This window comes from Embleya sp. NPDC025285 (assembly GCF_055558835.1).
Window position 1 is genome coordinate 24,916 of record NZ_JBVHLU010000029.1, and the last position, 14,267, is coordinate 39,182.

Annotated in this window: 14 protein-coding genes; 7 read left to right on the forward strand and 7 right to left on the reverse strand. The window is 72.1% G+C overall.

The window, feature by feature from the left end; all coding sequences use genetic code 11:
• Positions 1–117 precede the first annotated feature (117 nt).
• Entirely contained in the window at positions 118–762 is a 645-nt protein-coding gene (gene purN / locus ACZ4FV_RS20945; RefSeq protein WP_395869952.1) for a phosphoribosylglycinamide formyltransferase, read from the forward strand.
• A complete protein-coding gene (purH, locus tag ACZ4FV_RS20950; RefSeq protein WP_395869949.1) occupies positions 759–2,348 on the forward strand; it encodes a bifunctional phosphoribosylaminoimidazolecarboxamide formyltransferase/IMP cyclohydrolase in 1,590 nt (529 codons plus the stop codon). Before purN ends, purH begins: the two co-directional genes overlap by 4 nt.
• Positions 2,349–2,450: 102 nt before the next feature.
• Here purH and ACZ4FV_RS20955 read toward each other — a convergent pair whose 3' ends face one another.
• Positions 2,451–3,107, reverse strand: a complete 657-nt coding sequence (locus ACZ4FV_RS20955) for an RDD family protein (protein WP_395869947.1) — start codon at positions 3,105–3,107, stop codon at positions 2,451–2,453.
• A 236-nt stretch (positions 3,108–3,343) separates the two neighbouring features.
• On the opposite strand from ACZ4FV_RS20955, the gene ACZ4FV_RS20960 reads away from it, so the two are divergent.
• The 3 genes from ACZ4FV_RS20960 to ACZ4FV_RS20970 all read left to right on the forward strand — a co-directional run bounded on the left by ACZ4FV_RS20960 (position 3,344) and on the right by ACZ4FV_RS20970 (position 6,883).
• Positions 3,344–5,533 carry an FUSC family protein gene (locus tag ACZ4FV_RS20960; protein ID WP_465323055.1) on the forward strand — a complete coding sequence of 730 codons (2,190 nt, stop codon included), beginning with the start codon at positions 3,344–3,346 and terminating at the stop codon, positions 5,531–5,533.
• Positions 5,530–6,387, forward strand: coding sequence for a bifunctional methylenetetrahydrofolate dehydrogenase/methenyltetrahydrofolate cyclohydrolase (locus ACZ4FV_RS20965; protein WP_395869944.1), 858 nt, complete (start codon positions 5,530–5,532; stop codon positions 6,385–6,387). Before ACZ4FV_RS20960 ends, ACZ4FV_RS20965 begins: the two co-directional genes overlap by 4 nt.
• Before the next feature lie 115 nt (positions 6,388–6,502).
• On the forward strand, positions 6,503–6,883 hold the full coding sequence (locus tag ACZ4FV_RS20970) for a DUF3017 domain-containing protein (RefSeq protein ID WP_395869943.1): 381 nt from the start codon (positions 6,503–6,505) through the stop codon (positions 6,881–6,883).
• Between the two features lie 129 nt (positions 6,884–7,012).
• On the opposite strand, the gene ACZ4FV_RS20975 is transcribed toward ACZ4FV_RS20970, so the two are convergent.
• Positions 7,013–8,386, reverse strand: a complete 1,374-nt coding sequence (locus ACZ4FV_RS20975; protein WP_402230330.1) for a type I glutamate--ammonia ligase — start codon at positions 8,384–8,386, stop codon at positions 7,013–7,015.
• Positions 8,387–8,617: 231 nt separating this feature from the next.
• Here ACZ4FV_RS20975 and ACZ4FV_RS20980 point away from each other — a divergent pair, with 231 nt between their 5' ends.
• Positions 8,618–9,607: a malate dehydrogenase gene (locus tag ACZ4FV_RS20980; RefSeq protein WP_395869939.1), complete on the forward strand. Its 990-nt coding sequence runs from the start codon at positions 8,618–8,620 to the stop codon at positions 9,605–9,607.
• On the opposite strand, the gene ACZ4FV_RS20985 is transcribed toward ACZ4FV_RS20980, so the two are convergent.
• Genes ACZ4FV_RS20985 through ACZ4FV_RS20995 form a run of 3 tightly spaced genes read right to left on the reverse strand, consistent with a single transcriptional unit; the run spans position 9,519 to position 11,204 of the window.
• On the reverse strand, positions 9,519–9,968 hold the full coding sequence (locus tag ACZ4FV_RS20985) for an Lrp/AsnC family transcriptional regulator (RefSeq protein WP_402230331.1): 450 nt from the start codon (positions 9,966–9,968) through the stop codon (positions 9,519–9,521). The two genes, ACZ4FV_RS20980 and ACZ4FV_RS20985, sit on opposite strands and share 89 nt — an antisense overlap.
• On the reverse strand, positions 9,857–10,132 hold the full coding sequence (locus ACZ4FV_RS20990; RefSeq protein WP_395869936.1) for an Lrp/AsnC family transcriptional regulator: 276 nt from the start codon (positions 10,130–10,132) through the stop codon (positions 9,857–9,859). The genes ACZ4FV_RS20985 and ACZ4FV_RS20990 overlap by 112 nt, the downstream gene beginning before the upstream one ends.
• 28 nt (positions 10,133–10,160) lie before the next feature.
• Entirely contained in the window at positions 10,161–11,204 is a 1,044-nt protein-coding gene (locus ACZ4FV_RS20995; protein ID WP_395869934.1) for an ADP-ribosylglycohydrolase family protein, read from the reverse strand.
• A 149-nt stretch (positions 11,205–11,353) separates the two neighbouring features.
• Between ACZ4FV_RS20995 and ACZ4FV_RS21000 the strand changes: the two genes are divergently transcribed.
• Positions 11,354–11,848 carry a MarR family winged helix-turn-helix transcriptional regulator gene (locus ACZ4FV_RS21000; protein ID WP_395869932.1) on the forward strand — a complete coding sequence of 165 codons (495 nt, stop codon included), beginning with the start codon at positions 11,354–11,356 and terminating at the stop codon, positions 11,846–11,848.
• 729 nt (positions 11,849–12,577) lie between these two features.
• Here the strand turns inward: ACZ4FV_RS21000 and ACZ4FV_RS21005 are convergent.
• A complete protein-coding gene (locus ACZ4FV_RS21005; protein ID WP_465323056.1) occupies positions 12,578–13,837 on the reverse strand; it encodes a cytochrome P450 family protein in 1,260 nt (419 codons plus the stop codon).
• Complete coding sequence (locus ACZ4FV_RS21010; RefSeq protein WP_395869928.1) at positions 13,834–14,067, reverse strand: SCO4848 family membrane protein; 234 nt, start codon at positions 14,065–14,067, stop codon at positions 13,834–13,836. Before ACZ4FV_RS21010 ends, ACZ4FV_RS21005 begins: the two co-directional genes overlap by 4 nt.
• Positions 14,068–14,267: the final 200 nt, after the last annotated feature.

A 14,267-nucleotide genomic window follows, 5' to 3' on the forward strand; every position in this document is an offset into this window, starting at 1 on the left:
CTCCGTGTTCCCGCCTCTTGTCGGGGAACGCCCGCCGGCCCCGTACGAGATCCCGGCGAGAGCCCGAATCCATGTGGTGCCTCTCCCGCCCTTCCTTCCGGAAAGAGCCTGAAAGCAGTGGCCGTTCACGCCCCGCGCACCCCCGGGCCGGCCCGGCTCGTCGTCCTCGTATCCGGCTCCGGCACCAACCTCCAGGCCCTGCTCGACGCGTGCGCGGATCCCGCGTACGGCGCGAGTGTGGTGGCCGTGGGCGCCGACCGCGACGGCATCGCGGGGCTGACCCGGGCCGAGCGGGCGGGCGTGCCCACCTTCGTCGAACGCGTCGCCGATCACTCGGACCGGGCAAGCTGGGACGCCGCGCTGGCCGACGCGGTCGCCGGGTACGAACCCGATCTGGTGGTGTCGGCCGGCTTCATGAAGATCCTGGGCCCGCGCTTCCTGGCCCGCTTCGAGGGACGCACCCTCAACACCCACCCCGCACTGTTGCCCTCGTTCCCCGGCGCGCACGGCGTCCGGGACGCGCTCGCGTACGGCGCCAAGGTGACCGGTTGCACGGTCCACCTCGTGGACGCCGGCGTGGACACCGGGCCGATCATCGCTCAGGGCGTCGTCACGGTCGAGGACGGCGATCACGCCGACGGCGGCGACGCGTTGCACGAGCGCATCAAGACTGTCGAGCGCACCCTGCTCGTCGAGGTCGTGGGCCGGCTGGCCCGCGAGGGCTACCGCATCGAAGGAAGAAAGGTCCGGATCCCCGCATGACTTCCGCCGCCCCCACCCCCACTCCCGCCACCGAGGACGAGGCTCGCCGCCCGATCCGTCGCGCGTTGATCAGCGTGTACGACAAGAGCGGCCTGGAGGAACTGGCCCAGGGCCTGCACGCGGCCGGCGTCGAGCTGGTCTCCACCGGCTCCACCGCCGGGCGGATCGCCGCCTCGGGCGTGCCGGTGACCAAGGTCGAGGAACTGACCGGTTTCCCGGAATGTCTGGACGGCCGGGTCAAGACGCTGCACCCGCGCGTGCACGCCGGCATCCTGGCCGACCTGCGCCTGGAGTCGCACCGGGCGCAGCTCGAGGAATTGGACGTACGGCCGTTCGACCTGGTCGTGGTCAACCTGTACCCGTTCACGCAGACCGTCGAGTCGGGCGCGACCCCGGACGAGTGCGTCGAGCAGATCGACATCGGCGGCCCGTCGATGGTCCGCGCCGCGGCCAAGAACCACCCCTCCGTCGCGGTGGTGACCAGCCCGGACCGCTACGCCGACGTGCTGGCCGCGCTCGAGGCGGGCGGCTTCGACCTGGCGCAGCGCAAGCGGCTCGCGGGCGAGGCGTTCGGGCACACCGCCGCCTACGACGTCGCGGTCGCCTCCTGGTTCTCGAACAGCTACGCGCCGGCCGACGAGGAGAGCTTCCCGGCCTTCCTCGGCTCGGTCCGCCGCCGGGAGAACGTGCTCCGCTACGGCGAGAACCCGCACCAGGCGGCGGCCCTGTACGTGGACGGCACCGGCGGCCTCGCGGGCGCCGAGCAGTTCCACGGCAAGGAGATGTCCTACAACAACTACATGGACACGGACGCGGCCCGGCGTGCCGCGTACGACCACGAGCAGCCGTGCGTGGCGATCATCAAGCACGCCAACCCGTGCGGGATCGCGATCGGCGCGGACGTCGCCGAGGCGCACCGCAGGGCGCACGCGAGCGACCCGGTGTCCGCCTACGGCGGCGTGATCGCGGTCAACCGACCGGTGAGCGTCGCGATGGCCGAGCAGGTGGCGGGGATCTTCACCGAGGTGATCGTCGCGCCGGACTACGAGGACGGCGCGGTCGAGGTGCTCGCCCGCAAGAAGAACATCCGGGTGCTGCGCGCCCCCGAGGCGCCGCGTACGCCCGCCGAGTTCCGCCAGATCGACGGCGGCCTGCTGTTGCAGAACGCGGACCGCTACCAGGCGCCCGGCGACGACGCCGCCGCCTGGACGCTGGCCACCGGCGAGCCCGCCGACGCCGAGACGCTGCGCGACCTGGTGTTCGCCTGGCGCGCGGTGCGCTCGGTCAAGTCCAACGCGATCCTGCTCGCGTCCGGCGGCGCGACCGTGGGCGTGGGCATGGGCCAGGTGAACCGGGTCGACTCGGCCAAGCTGGCGGTCACGCGCGCGGGCGAGCGGGCGGCCGGTTCGGTCGCCGCGTCCGACGCGTTCTTCCCGTTCGCCGACGGCCTGGAGGTGCTGATCGCGGGCGGTGTGCGCGCGGTGGTCCAGCCCGGTGGGTCGGTTCGCGACGAAGAGGTGGTCGAGGCGGCACGTACGGCCGGGATCACCATGTACCTCACCGGGACCCGGCACTTCTTCCACTGATTCCACCGCTCGATCGCGTCCCGGGTGACCGGGGCGCGGTGAAGGCCCGCGAGGCGCGACCCCGGTCGGGGTCGCGCCTCGCGCGTGTGCTGAGGGTGGTGCTCAGACCTTGACCACGACCGTCGAGCAGACCTTGTCCGCGAACGTCTGCTTCTTGTCGTCCCACAGCGGCCACAGCCAGCCCAGGAAGCACGCGATCGTGTCCAGGAAGTGGGCGAGACCGCGAACGAACGCCATACCGAAGCCGGTCGGCATCCCGTCGCTCTCACGCAGCACCTTGATGCCCACGGCGCGCTTGCCGATGGTCTGCCCGGTCTTGCCCTGGCGGTACAACTGCCAGAGTTGGAAGGCCAGCGAGATCAGGCCGCCGATGACGATCAGGAGGACCGGACCGGCACCGCCGTCGTACTCGGTCGTCTCGCTGCCGTCGAGGTTCTCGGTGACCGTGGTCTTGTCCATGAACCAGATGTAGCCGCCGATATAAGGTATCGAGACCGGCAAGGCGACGAGCGCGTCGACCAGCAGCCCGCCTGCCCGACGGCCCCAGCTCGCGCACCACTCGCCGATGTTCGGCGGCGGGCCGTAGCCGGCGGGTGGACCGTAACCGGGCTGGCCGTAGCTCGGCTGGCCATAGCCCGGCTGGCCGTAGCTCGGCTGACCGTAGGCCGGCTGGCCGTAGCCGGGCTGACCGTAGCCCTGGCCTTGGCCCTCGGCACCGTAGCCGGACGGCGGGCCGTACGGACCCGGAGGTTGGGACATGCGGAACTCTCCCCTGAGAACGCGCGTACACGCGATACGCGGCGCCGATGGTTCCGGGTTTCGTCGACACGCGAACGCCGAAACGGGCCGCGATGTCGCCCCCACCGCCCGGAGCCTGTTGGAGGCGGCACCCTACACCTCGACGGTTGGCGCGCGGAAGGTCTGCGGCGGCTGCCGTGACCGGGGTCATGGTGGGGGACTTGGCATTCCGTGCGAAAGGTGCGTTGCATAGGAGGATGCAGGATCAGGCGACACCCGGACCCCAGCCGAAACGCGCACCACTCGCGTTGCCGCCGGGGCCCTCGGGGACCTCGTCCGATCCGCCGACGCTGCCGCCGTTCCCGGCGGTGCACCCGCCCGAGCTGGGTCCGCAGAACCAGATCAAGCCGCTGGTCACACTCACCGGCAAGGGCTTCACCTGGGCGTCCGGGGCACGCGCCGCACTCGGCGTGGGCATCCCGTTCGCGATCGTCACCGCGACCCTGGGCCTGGGCTACGCCACCTTCGCCGCGCTCGGCGGCTACACCGTCCTGTACGCGGCCAAGGAGCCGTACGCGCGCCGGGCGATCACCCTCGCGCTGGTGGGTCTGGGGCTGGCCCTGTCGCTGACCCTGGGCTCGCTCGCGGCCGGCACCGCGTTCTTGTACGTCCCGGTGATCACCCTGGTCGCCACCGTCGCCACCTTCCTGTGCGGCGCGTTGCAGGTGGAACGCCCGGGCGGCTACATGTTCACCCTGGTCTGCGCGATGGGCGCGTTTTTGCCGCACCAACCCGACATGGTCCCCGAACGGGCCGCGCTGGTGCTCGCGGGCGCGGCCGGCGCGTGGCTGGTGTCGATGTCCGGCTGGCTGGTGCGCCCGCGCCACCCCGAGCACATGGCGCTCGCGGCCTGTTTCGAGGCGCTCGCCGACTTCTTCGCCGCGATCGGCGACCAGCCCAGCGACGCCGCCCGACACCGCGCGTCCGAGACGGTGCACAGCGCGTGGGTGACCGTGTTGCGCGCGGACACCAAGCGCAACCGGCGTACCGGCGAGGCACGTCGGCTGCGGGTGTTGTGTCGGCGGGCGCTCGACCTGTTCCAGGCCGCGCAACTGCTCGCCGTCGAGCGCACCCGGCCGCTGCCGCCGGAGATCCCGGACACCGTGCGCGCGCTGGCCGGCGCGGTCGGCCGGCCCAAACTGGTCCCGGTCATGCCCGCGGTGCTCGCCGACACCGAGACCGCCGCCGAACGCCTCCTGCGCACGGTGCTCAAGGCCGCCGCCGAGGCGGCCGGCCGACCGGCGGTCAAGGAGGGCGAGATCATCCCCGGTCGGCGGCCCACCGCCGGCGAGCGCATGCGCGCCGCGTTCGACCGCGCGTCGCTGGTCCCGCCGACCGCGCTGCGCACCGGGCTCGGGGTCGGTTCGGCGACGCTGGCCGCCGCGCTGTTGCCGGTGGTGCACCCGGTGTGGGTGGCCATCGCGGCCGGTGCCGCGCTCCAGGGCGGCAATGTCGTGCTCGACTTCGGCCGTGTCTTGCAACGGGCGATCGGCACGCTGGTGGGCGTGGCGGTGATCGCGCTGTTCTTCCACGACCTGATGCCCAACCAGTGGCTGGTGGTGATCGCGGTCGCGCTGCTGTTCGGCGCGACGCAGACGGTGATCGCCCGCAACCTCGCCGTGGCCGCCGCGTGCGTGACCCCCGTCGGCCTCTTCCTGGCCGCCGCCGGCCAACCCGGCGCGCACGTGGGCGATCTGGCCGCCACGCGCCTGATCGACACCGTGCTGGGCCTGGCCGTCGGTCTGACCGCGAGCCTGGTGTTGTGGCCGCGCGCGTCCGCGACCCGACTGCCGCGCCAACTGGGCCGGACCATCCGCGCCGAGGGGCTGCTGCTGCGGGCCACGGTCACCGGGCAGATCGTGGACGATCGCGCGTGGGGCAGCACCCGCCGGGCGGCCCGCCGCGAACTGCTCGACCTGTGGAGCGTGTACGAGGCGGCACTGGGCGAGTTCACCGGCCGCCGACTGGACGCCGAACGGCTGTGGCCCGCGATCGTGACTGCCCAGCGGCTCGGCTACCGGCTGATGACCGCGCCCGAGACCTATCGCAGCACACCGCCCGAACCCATTCCCGAGGACGACCTGGCCCGCCTGGACGCCTATCTCAACGAACTGGCGTCGGCCGCCGAGGAGCGCCGTCCCCCGACGCCGCCCGAACTGCCGGACCTGTGGGGGCATCCGGTGCCGCGCCAACACCTCAAGCGGCTGGCCCAGGCGATCGCCCGGGCGAACGAGCCGGTGCCGACGTGGCAACTGCCCGAGTTCGTCCAGCAGCGCATCCTGGCCCCGCCGGCACGCCTTCTGCACGGGGCCCGCCGCGCGGCCGGCTCGGATACGGGACAATCTCAACGACCGGCCCGGAACCGTGGACCAGGAGACAGAACTTGAAGGCGCAGATCCTCGACGGCAAGGCCACCGCCACCGCCATCAAAGCCGAACTGGCCGTACGGGCCGAGGCCCTGAAGGCCCGAGGCATCACGCCGGGTCTGGGCACCGTGCTCGTGGGCGACGACCCCGGCAGCCACTCGTACGTGCGCGGCAAGCACCGCGACTGTGCCCAGGTGGGCATCGCGAGCATCCAGCGCAACCTGCCCGCGGACGCGACGCAGGAACAGGTCGAGGACGTGGTGCGCGAGCTCAACGCGGACCCGGCCTGTACCGGCTACATCGTCCAGCTCCCGCTGCCCAAGCACCTGGACGCCAACCGGGTCCTGGAGCTGATGGACCCGGACAAGGACGCCGACGGCCTGCACCCGATGAACCTGGGCCGGCTGGTGCTGGGTCAGGAGGCGCCGCTGCCGTGCACCCCGCGCGGCATCGTCGAACTGCTCCGCCGGCACGACATCCAGATCAACGGCGCCGAGGTGTGCGTGATCGGCCGAGGCGTCACCGTCGGCCGCCCGATCGGCCTGCTGCTCACCCGCCGCACCGAGAACGCCACGGTGACCCTGTGCCACACGGGCACCAAGGAACTGCCGTTCCACGTGCTCCAGGCGGACATCGTCATCGCCGCGGCAGGGGTGCCCGGACTGATCAGCGGCGACATGGTCAAGCCCGGCGCGGTGCTGCTCGACGTGGGCATCACCCGTACCGAGCAGGGCCTGGTCGGCGACGTGCACCCGGAGGCGTACGAGAAGGCCGCTTGGGTCGCCCCGATGCCCGGCGGGGTGGGTCCGATGACCCGCGCGATGTTGCTCACCAACGTCATCGAGGCCGCCGAGCGGCAGGTCACCAGCCTGTGATCGGACCGTGCCGGACCCGGGGCGGGGGCCGCGCGGGCACGGGCCCGCGGCGCGCGCCCGTCGCACCCGGGTCCGGCGCGGATCCGCTGCCGGCGAGATGAGAGAGGTGGGACCTGTGGCAACCGCTCGGGGGCGACGCAAGGACGGCAGGAGGAAGGAGCCGGGTACCTACCCGCCGGAGGGCGGTGCCTCGCCGGCCGGACCGGGGCCGTTGCGGGAGTGGCCCGCGATGGTGGTCTTCGGCTGCCTGCTCGCCGCGCTGCTGACCGCCGCGCTGAACGGCTTCCGGATCGCCGCGATCCTGATCGCCGGCACCTTCCTGATCGCGGCGATACTGCGGCTGTTCGTCTCCGACGTGGGCGTGCTCGCGGTCCGCAGCCGGTTCACGGACGTGGGCGTGCTGCTGTTCTTCGGCGTCGCGGTGCTGCTGCTCGGGCTGAGCATCCCCGATCCGCTCGTCGACCTGCCGTGGGTGCCCAAGCGCACCGGCTCCTAGGGGTGTCCTCGATGCCCTCGGCGTCCTCGGTCGCCCGACGGGGGATCGGGGACGCGTCCCGGGCACCGTCGGCGTCCGGCGGCGCGTCGAGGGGTCGGCTCCCGGATGTGCCGGTGGGCGGCGGGGCGGTCAGTACAGCAGGCGTGCGTCGGCCGCGATCTCGCTCGGGGTCATCCCGGCCGAGCGGGCGATCTCGGCGCGGCGGACCGCCGTGATCGCGTCGAACAGGGTCTCGCCGAGCGCCTCGCGCAGTACCGCGCTCGCCTCCAGCGCCGCCAGCGCGGCGGCCGGCGACTCCGGCAGACGGGGCACGCCGGCGACGGCCGACGGGTTGCCCGCCACCTCCACCGGCAGCCGCAGCTCGTCCTCGATGCCGGCCAGTCCGGCCGCGATCACCGTACCCACCACCAGGTAGGGATTGGCCGTCGCGTCGAAGCACTTGAGTTCGGCGTTCGCGGCGTGTTGCCGTTCGCCCGCCATCCCGGTGATCAGCCGCAGCGCCGCCTCCCGGTTCTCCAGGCCCCAGCAGCGGTACGCGCCCGCCCAGCGGTCCGGGACCAGACGCAGGTGGCCGGCCGCGCCCGGGGCGCCGATCGCCAGCAGCGCGGGCAACTCGCGCAGCACCCCGGCCAGGAACGCCTCGCCCTCGCGGGTCAGCCCCCGTGGTCCCTCGCCGCCGTGGCACAGGTTCACCCCGTCGCGCCACGGCGAGAAGTGCAGGTGCGCGCCGTTGCCGACCTCGCCGGGCAGCACGCACGGCGCGAAGGAGACCGCGTGTCCGTGCCGGGCGGCGACCGCGCGGATCGTCTCGCGCACCAGCACCGTGGTGTCCGCCGCGCCGACCGGGTCCTCCGGAGCGACGGAGACCTCCAACTGGCCCGCCGCGTACTCCGGATGCACCTGCAACACGCTCACGTCCTGGGCGGCGAGCGCGCGGATCAGCTCGCGCAGTTGATCGGATACCCGAACCATCCGGGTCATCCCGTACGCGGCCTTGTGGAACGCGGGGACGAAGGAGCCGTCCGGGGCCTCGGTGCCGGTGATCCACTCGACCTCGAAGCCCATCCGCAGCGACAACCCGCGCAGCCCGGCACGCGCGGTCATCCGCCGGGCGAAGGCACGTTGGCAGCCCGGGTAGGGCACGCCGTCCTGGGTGTACCGGTCACCCGGCGCCCAGGCCCAGCCCGGCTGCGCGGCCAGCGGGCGCAGCGCCGCCAGGTCGGGGATCAGCCGCAGATCGCCGGCCGGGCCGCCGACCAGCGAGCCGGCGGTGATCGAGTCGTCGGCGAGGAAGACGTCGAACACGGGGGAGAAGCCCACACCGTGCGTGGCGACCGCGTCCAGGCGCGAGTACGGGATCGCCTTGACCCGGGTGATGCCGGCGTTGTCGACCCAGCCGAGCACGACCGCGTCGATCGTCTCGAGCGCGGCGGGCCGCACCGGCGGCTCGAGTCGGCCGGGGGTGGGCACACAGGTCGTCTCGGGGAGGTCCGACAGGTGCATGTGGTCACCCTCCGGGTGTGGGCGGCTGCGCGGAGTCACGAACCTATCCGCCGGCTCCGCGGAAACGAAAACCGGGCGGTGCAATAGGCTTCGGGGCGAACCTCACACCCGGGGTTGGCCGAGCCGCCCCGGGGCGGGAGTAATGTGGCGGCGAAAAGTATCTCGATGCCGAGCTACCGGCGGACTGCCATCGGCGTCGGATCCCGCCGCAGCAGAGGAGACCCGCGCGCAATGTCCCGTACCCCCGTCAACGTCACCGTCACGGGCGCGGCCGGTCAGATCGGCTACGCGTTGCTGTTCCGCATCGCCTCCGGTCACCTGCTCGGTCCCGAAACCCCGGTGCGCCTGCGCCTTCTGGAGATTCCGCAGGCGGTCAAGGCCGCCGAGGGCACCGCGATGGAGCTCGACGACTGTGCGTTCCCGCTGCTTGCCGGGATCGACATCTTCGACAACCCGACCGACGGCTTCGCGGGTGCGAACGTGGCCCTGCTCGTCGGTGCCCGCCCGCGCACCGCGGGCATGGAGCGCGGCGACCTGCTGGCCGCCAACGGCGGCATCTTCAAGCCGCAGGGCGAGGCGATCAACGCCGGTGCCGCGTCCGACATCAAGGTGCTCGTGGTCGGCAACCCGGCCAACACCAACGCGCTGATCGCGCAGCAGCACGCGCCGGACGTACCGGCCGAGCGCTTCACCGCGATGACCCGCCTGGACCACAACCGCGCGCTGACCCAGCTCGCGAAGAAGACCGGCGTCGCGGTCACCGACATCGCGAAGCTGACCATCTGGGGCAACCACTCGGCCACCCAGTACCCGGACGTCTTCCACGCGCAGATCGCGGGCAAGAACGCCGCCGAGGTGGTCGACGACCAGACCTGGCTCGCGGACACCTTCATCCCGACCGTCGCCAAGCGCGGCGCGGCGATCATCGAGGCGCGCGGCGCGTCCTCGGCGGCGTCCGCGGCGAACGCGGCGATCGACCACGTGCACACCTGGGTCAACGGCACCGCCGACGGCGACTGGACCTCGATGGGTGTCGTCTCGGACGGTTCCTACGACGTGCCCGAGGGCCTCATCTCGTCCTTCCCGGTGGTCTGCAAGGACGGCAAGTGGGAGATCGTCCAGGGCCTGGACATCAACGAGTTCTCCCGCGGCCGGATCGACGCCTCGGTGCGGGAGCTGGCCGAGGAGCGCGACGCGGTGCGCGAGCTGGGCCTGATCTGAACCCGAGCCGAATCCGGGCCGGGAGCCGTTCGCCGATTTCGGACGGGGCCTGGTCGGTGGTGACCAAGGGCGGGCCGAGCGGCCCGCCCTTGGTGTGTTCCGGGAGCCTGCCGAGCACGATCGTGCTGCGGGTGTCGAGCACCAGGGGTTCGTCCCGGAGCCGGTCCGACACCTCCTCCGGGTGCCGTACGTCGGTCGCGGTGGTCCGCGACACCGCGTCCATGTCGCCGGCCACGCTGTCCGCGCCGATCACCTCGGGATGCCGGCGCAGACAGGCGAGCAACTGCGCGGGAGAGGTGCGCGGCGCGCAGGAGATCCGCACGAGCGCCTCGGTGGTCCGGCCCAACGCGTGCGGATCCACCCGGCGTGGAAGCCGCGGATCACGCCGGCCTCGCGCAGTCGGTCCACCCGCCGCTCGACCGCGGGCGCCCAGAGGCCGACCTCGGCCCCGATCCCGGCGAAGCTCGCCCGGGCGTCGCGGACGTGGTGAGCCACGATCTGCTTGTCCAGGCCGTCCGGTCGCACGCCTCCATCGTGACCCCGAACGGCGAGGTTACGGGCGGGTTTGCTCGTGCCGCCCGATTCGACCGGGTTGCTGCCCGGCTCCGAACGGTTCGGCCGGCGCCGCGACCGGGAGCGGCCCGGGGCGGTAGCGGTTCCGTGGCAGTACGCCGCCGGTGTCGACCCAGGTCGGGAGCGGTTCGCGGGCGGCGAGCCAGCTGTCGGGGATGCCGCGCAGGCCCGTGCGCGACGCGACCACGCCGGCCGTGATCGCGCACGTGGTGTCCACGTCGCCCATGCCCCGTGCGGTGTCCCACAGGGCGTCCTCGAGCGCGTCGAGCCGGCGTGCCGCCGTCCACAGCGCGAACGGGACCGTGTCGGGCGCGCTCATCCGGGAGCCGTTGCCCAGCACGCTCACCGCGTGCGGGACCGAGGACGTGGCCGGCAATCGGGACGCGGTCCGAATCCCCGAGGCCACGTCGCCCTCCGGCGTGTGCCCGGCCACCTCGGTCAGGAACTCGACCGGATCCGGGGCCGGTTCGTCCCGCCCCCGGGTCGCCAGCGCCGCCGCGATCGCCACCGCGATCGCGCCCGCCGCCGCCTCCGGGTGGGCGTGCGTGGTCGCGGCCGAGCGCTCGGCCTCGGCCGCGACGTGGGCGAGTCCCGCGTCCGCGTGCCAGGCGCCCAACGGCGCGACCCGCATCGCGGTGCCGTTGCCCCACGAGCCCTGGCCCTCGAATTGACGGCGCGTCACCTCGCGCCACGGTTCACCCTCGCGGATCGCGCGCAGCACGCCGTGCATCGAGGCGCCGTAGCCGCGATGCGGGTCGGCCTCGTACGACGCGGCGAAGTGCGCGGCCAGCGCGTCCTGATCCACGTCGTCGCACAGGTGCAGGATGCGCAGCACGGACAGCGCCATCGCGGTGTCGTCCGTCCACTGCCAGAACGCGGCATCCGGCGCGATCCGGCGCGCCTGACGTTCGGTCGGGTCGGGGTGCCTGCGCCTGAGGACGAACCACTGTTCGCCGAAGGCGTCGCCCAGAGCCAGGCCATGCAGTGCACGTGCCGCGTCGGCGACGCGTCGGGTACGGTCCATACGCTCAGCCTGTCAGCCGGTCCCGAGCCGGACCAGGCATTTCCGGCGCGCCCGAAGCCGCTCGCTTCCGGGAGAAAAGTGTCGGATATTGCTCAGTCTTATCTCGATATCAAGAGGCTTGGCGTCGAACGACTCGCTAGAATGAGTTCATGAAAGACGAGGTCGATCGGCTTGTCGCGGCGTGGAAGCGGGAGCGCCCGGACCTCGACGTCGAACCCCTCGAAGTACTGAGCCGGGTCACCCGACTGGCGCGCCACCTGGACCGCGCCCGGCGTACCGCGTTCTCCGCGCGCGACCTCGAACCGTGGGAGTTCGACGTGCTCTCCGCGCTGCGTCGCGACGGTGCGCCGTATCAGCTCTCGCCCGGCCAATTGCTCACCCAGACCCTGGTGACCTCCGGGACGATGACCAATCGCATCGACCGCCTCGCCGCCAAGGGGCTGGTGTTGCGGCTGCCCGATCCCGACGATCGGCGCGGCGTGCTGGTCCGGCTGACCGACGACGGCCGCGATCGCGTCGACGCGGCGATGGCCGAGCTGCTCGACCAGGAGCGGGCCATCCTGGCCGGCCTGACGATCGAGCAACAGGCGGTCCTGGCCGGGCTTTTGCGTTCCCTTGTCGCGCCGTTCGACAACCACGCCTGAAACAAACCTCTTTGACCATTTCGTAGCCTTGATTCACTCTTAGTGATCAAATGTGTCAAGGACCCGTTGTGTGTCGGGAACGGCTCCCTGTAGACAAGTCCCTGTTGGGAAGCGGACCGCAAGGGTCCGCCTCGGGGAACAGGAGCAGGGCATGACGTCCATCATTCGCCCGGTCGGCGGAACGCGTCGCGAGCGGCGTTCGGCGTACGACCGGACCGACCGACCCACTCCCGCCGAACTCGCCGCACTGACCGGGCACGACTAGCCCCGGTCGACCGGGGCTCGGGCCGGGGGGTCGGCTCGGGGATCGGACTCGGGGTTCGGGCCGGGGGGTTCGGGCTCGGGGGTCGGAGGAGCCGGGAGGGGTTACGTCAGGGGGAGCGACTCCGCACCCGATCCGTGAAGGCGTCTTGGGGAAGTAACGCCGGAGTGGGTCGGAACGCGGTTGTCGAGGAGTGACACGCCGGGGGGCGTGGGGGGTGCAGGGCACAGCGCGAACGCGGGGGACACAGGGGAAATGGGGCGGGGAACCGGGGCGGGGACGACCGGGGCGGAAAAGTGGGAGGGAAACCGGGCGGGGAAGCGCACGCAGGGGGCGATTCGGGGAGAAAGGCAGCCGGGATCACGCACGACGGCGGGCCGGTGGATGACGATCCACCGGCCGGCCGTCGACGTCGTCCATACCCGCGGCGGAGGCGATGGCGACTACGTCTTCGCATGCCTGTCCGACTACGCCTGCGGCGTGAACGTCACCGGCAGCCGCTGCAACCCGCGCATGATCAGCCCACCCCGCCACCGCAGTTCGTCCTTCGGCAGCGCGAGTCGCACGTCCGGCAGCCGATCCAGCAACGTGCCGATCGCGATCCGGCCTTCGAGCCGGGCCAGTGGCGCGCCGATGCAGTAGTGGATGCCGTGCCCGAACGCGAGGTGCTGGTTGTCCGCGCGTGCCGGATCGAGCAGATCGGGCTCGGCGAACCGGCGCGGGTCCCGGTCGGCCGCCGCGAGTACGACGAGCACCGGTTCACCCGCCGGGATCAGCGTCCCGCCGATCTCCACCTCGGTGGTGCTGAAGCGCCACGTGGCCACCTCGACCGGCCCGTCGTAGCGCAGCAGTTCCTCGACGGTGGGCGCGAGCAGCGTGGGGTCGGCCCGTACCGCGAGTCGCTCGGCGTCATGCGTGAGCAGCGTCAGCAGGCCGTTGCCGATCAGGTTGACCGTGGTTTCGAAGCCGGCGAAGAGCAGGATGAAGGCCATCGCGGCGGCCTCGTCCTCGGTCAGGTGTTCGCCGTGGTCGCTCGCCCGGATCAACCCCGAGATCAGGTCGTCGTCCGCGTCGGTGAGCGTCGCGCGCTTGCGATGGATCAACTCGGCGAGGTAGGTACGCATGTGCCGTACCGCCCGGGCCACCCCGCCGCGCGGCCCGGAGCCGTGCCGGATCATCATCCCGGCCCAGGTCCGGAAGTCCGCCTGGTCCTCCTCGGGCACTCCGAGCAGGTCGCAGATCGCGTAGATCGGCAGCGGGAACGCGAAGTCGTGGATCAGGTCTGCCTCGCCGGTCCGGGCGAAGTCGTCGAGCAGCCGGTCCGTCAGGGCCTGGATCCGAGGCCGGAAATCCTCGGCCCGACGCGGCGTGAACGCCTTGGACACCAGTCGGCGCAGCCGGGTGTGGTCCGGCGGGTCGAGGTTGAGCAGGTGCGCGCCGACGCCCGAGCGCTGTTCGCCGGGCACCCCGACCTTGCCCTGCTTCCAGGCCGCCTCCGAGTGTCGGGGGTCCTTGCTCAGGCGCTGGTCGGCGAGGGCCTGCTTGGCGTCCGCGTACCGGGTGACCAACCAGGCCTCGACCCCGCTGGGCAGCGTGGTGCGATGCACGGGCGCGTACTCGCGCAGGTGCGCGTACGCCGGGTACGGGTCGGCGATGAACTCCCGGGAGAACAACTCGGGTCCGGCCGGCACCGCGTGCGCCGGGCAGCCCGTGGGGTCGTCGGTCACGGCTGCGGGCTCCGCGCCGCGCGCAGGCCCTTGATACCGAGCCAGCCGATCGCGTTGCCCGCCACGAACGAGACGATCGTCAGGGCCAGGTGGATCAGGAAGAACGCGGTCGCGCCGTCGTTCCAGGACCGGTCGTCCGCCCAGATGTTCTTGAGGAAGTTCGGCCACAGGATCCAACTCCAGATCCCGAACAACACCAGACAGGTGGAAACACCTCGGCCGATCCTCAACGTGAAGCACCCGTTCCTCGGTCAAAACCTCAGCAAATTTGTCCCGGTTCAGTATGCGGCGGCGCGGTCGACGGACCGCAGCCGGGGGCCGCCAGTACGCTCATCACATGTCTGATTGGTTCCGGGCTTCTCGGAAGCCGGCCGTGTTCTGCGCTGCCGCGCTCGTTTTCACGTTGGGTCTTGTCCCGGTCGCTCGGGCC

Coding starts and splice junctions, on each gene's coding strand:
- purH (WP_395869949.1), top strand. CDS start 759: ATGACTTCCGCCGCCCCCACCCCCACTCCCGCCACCGAGGACGAGGCT.
- ACZ4FV_RS20955 (WP_395869947.1), bottom strand. CDS start 3,107: ATGTCCCAACCTCCGGGTCCGTACGGCCCGCCGTCCGGCTACGGTGCC.
- ACZ4FV_RS20960 (WP_465323055.1), top strand. CDS start 3,344: ATGCAGGATCAGGCGACACCCGGACCCCAGCCGAAACGCGCACCACTC.
- ACZ4FV_RS20975 (WP_402230330.1), bottom strand. CDS start 8,386: ATGCACCTGTCGGACCTCCCCGAGACGACCTGTGTGCCCACCCCCGGC.
- ACZ4FV_RS20980 (WP_395869939.1), top strand. CDS start 8,618: ATGTCCCGTACCCCCGTCAACGTCACCGTCACGGGCGCGGCCGGTCAG.
- ACZ4FV_RS20995 (WP_395869934.1), bottom strand. CDS start 11,204: ATGGACCGTACCCGACGCGTCGCCGACGCGGCACGTGCACTGCATGGC.
- ACZ4FV_RS21000 (WP_395869932.1), top strand. CDS start 11,354: ATGAAAGACGAGGTCGATCGGCTTGTCGCGGCGTGGAAGCGGGAGCGC.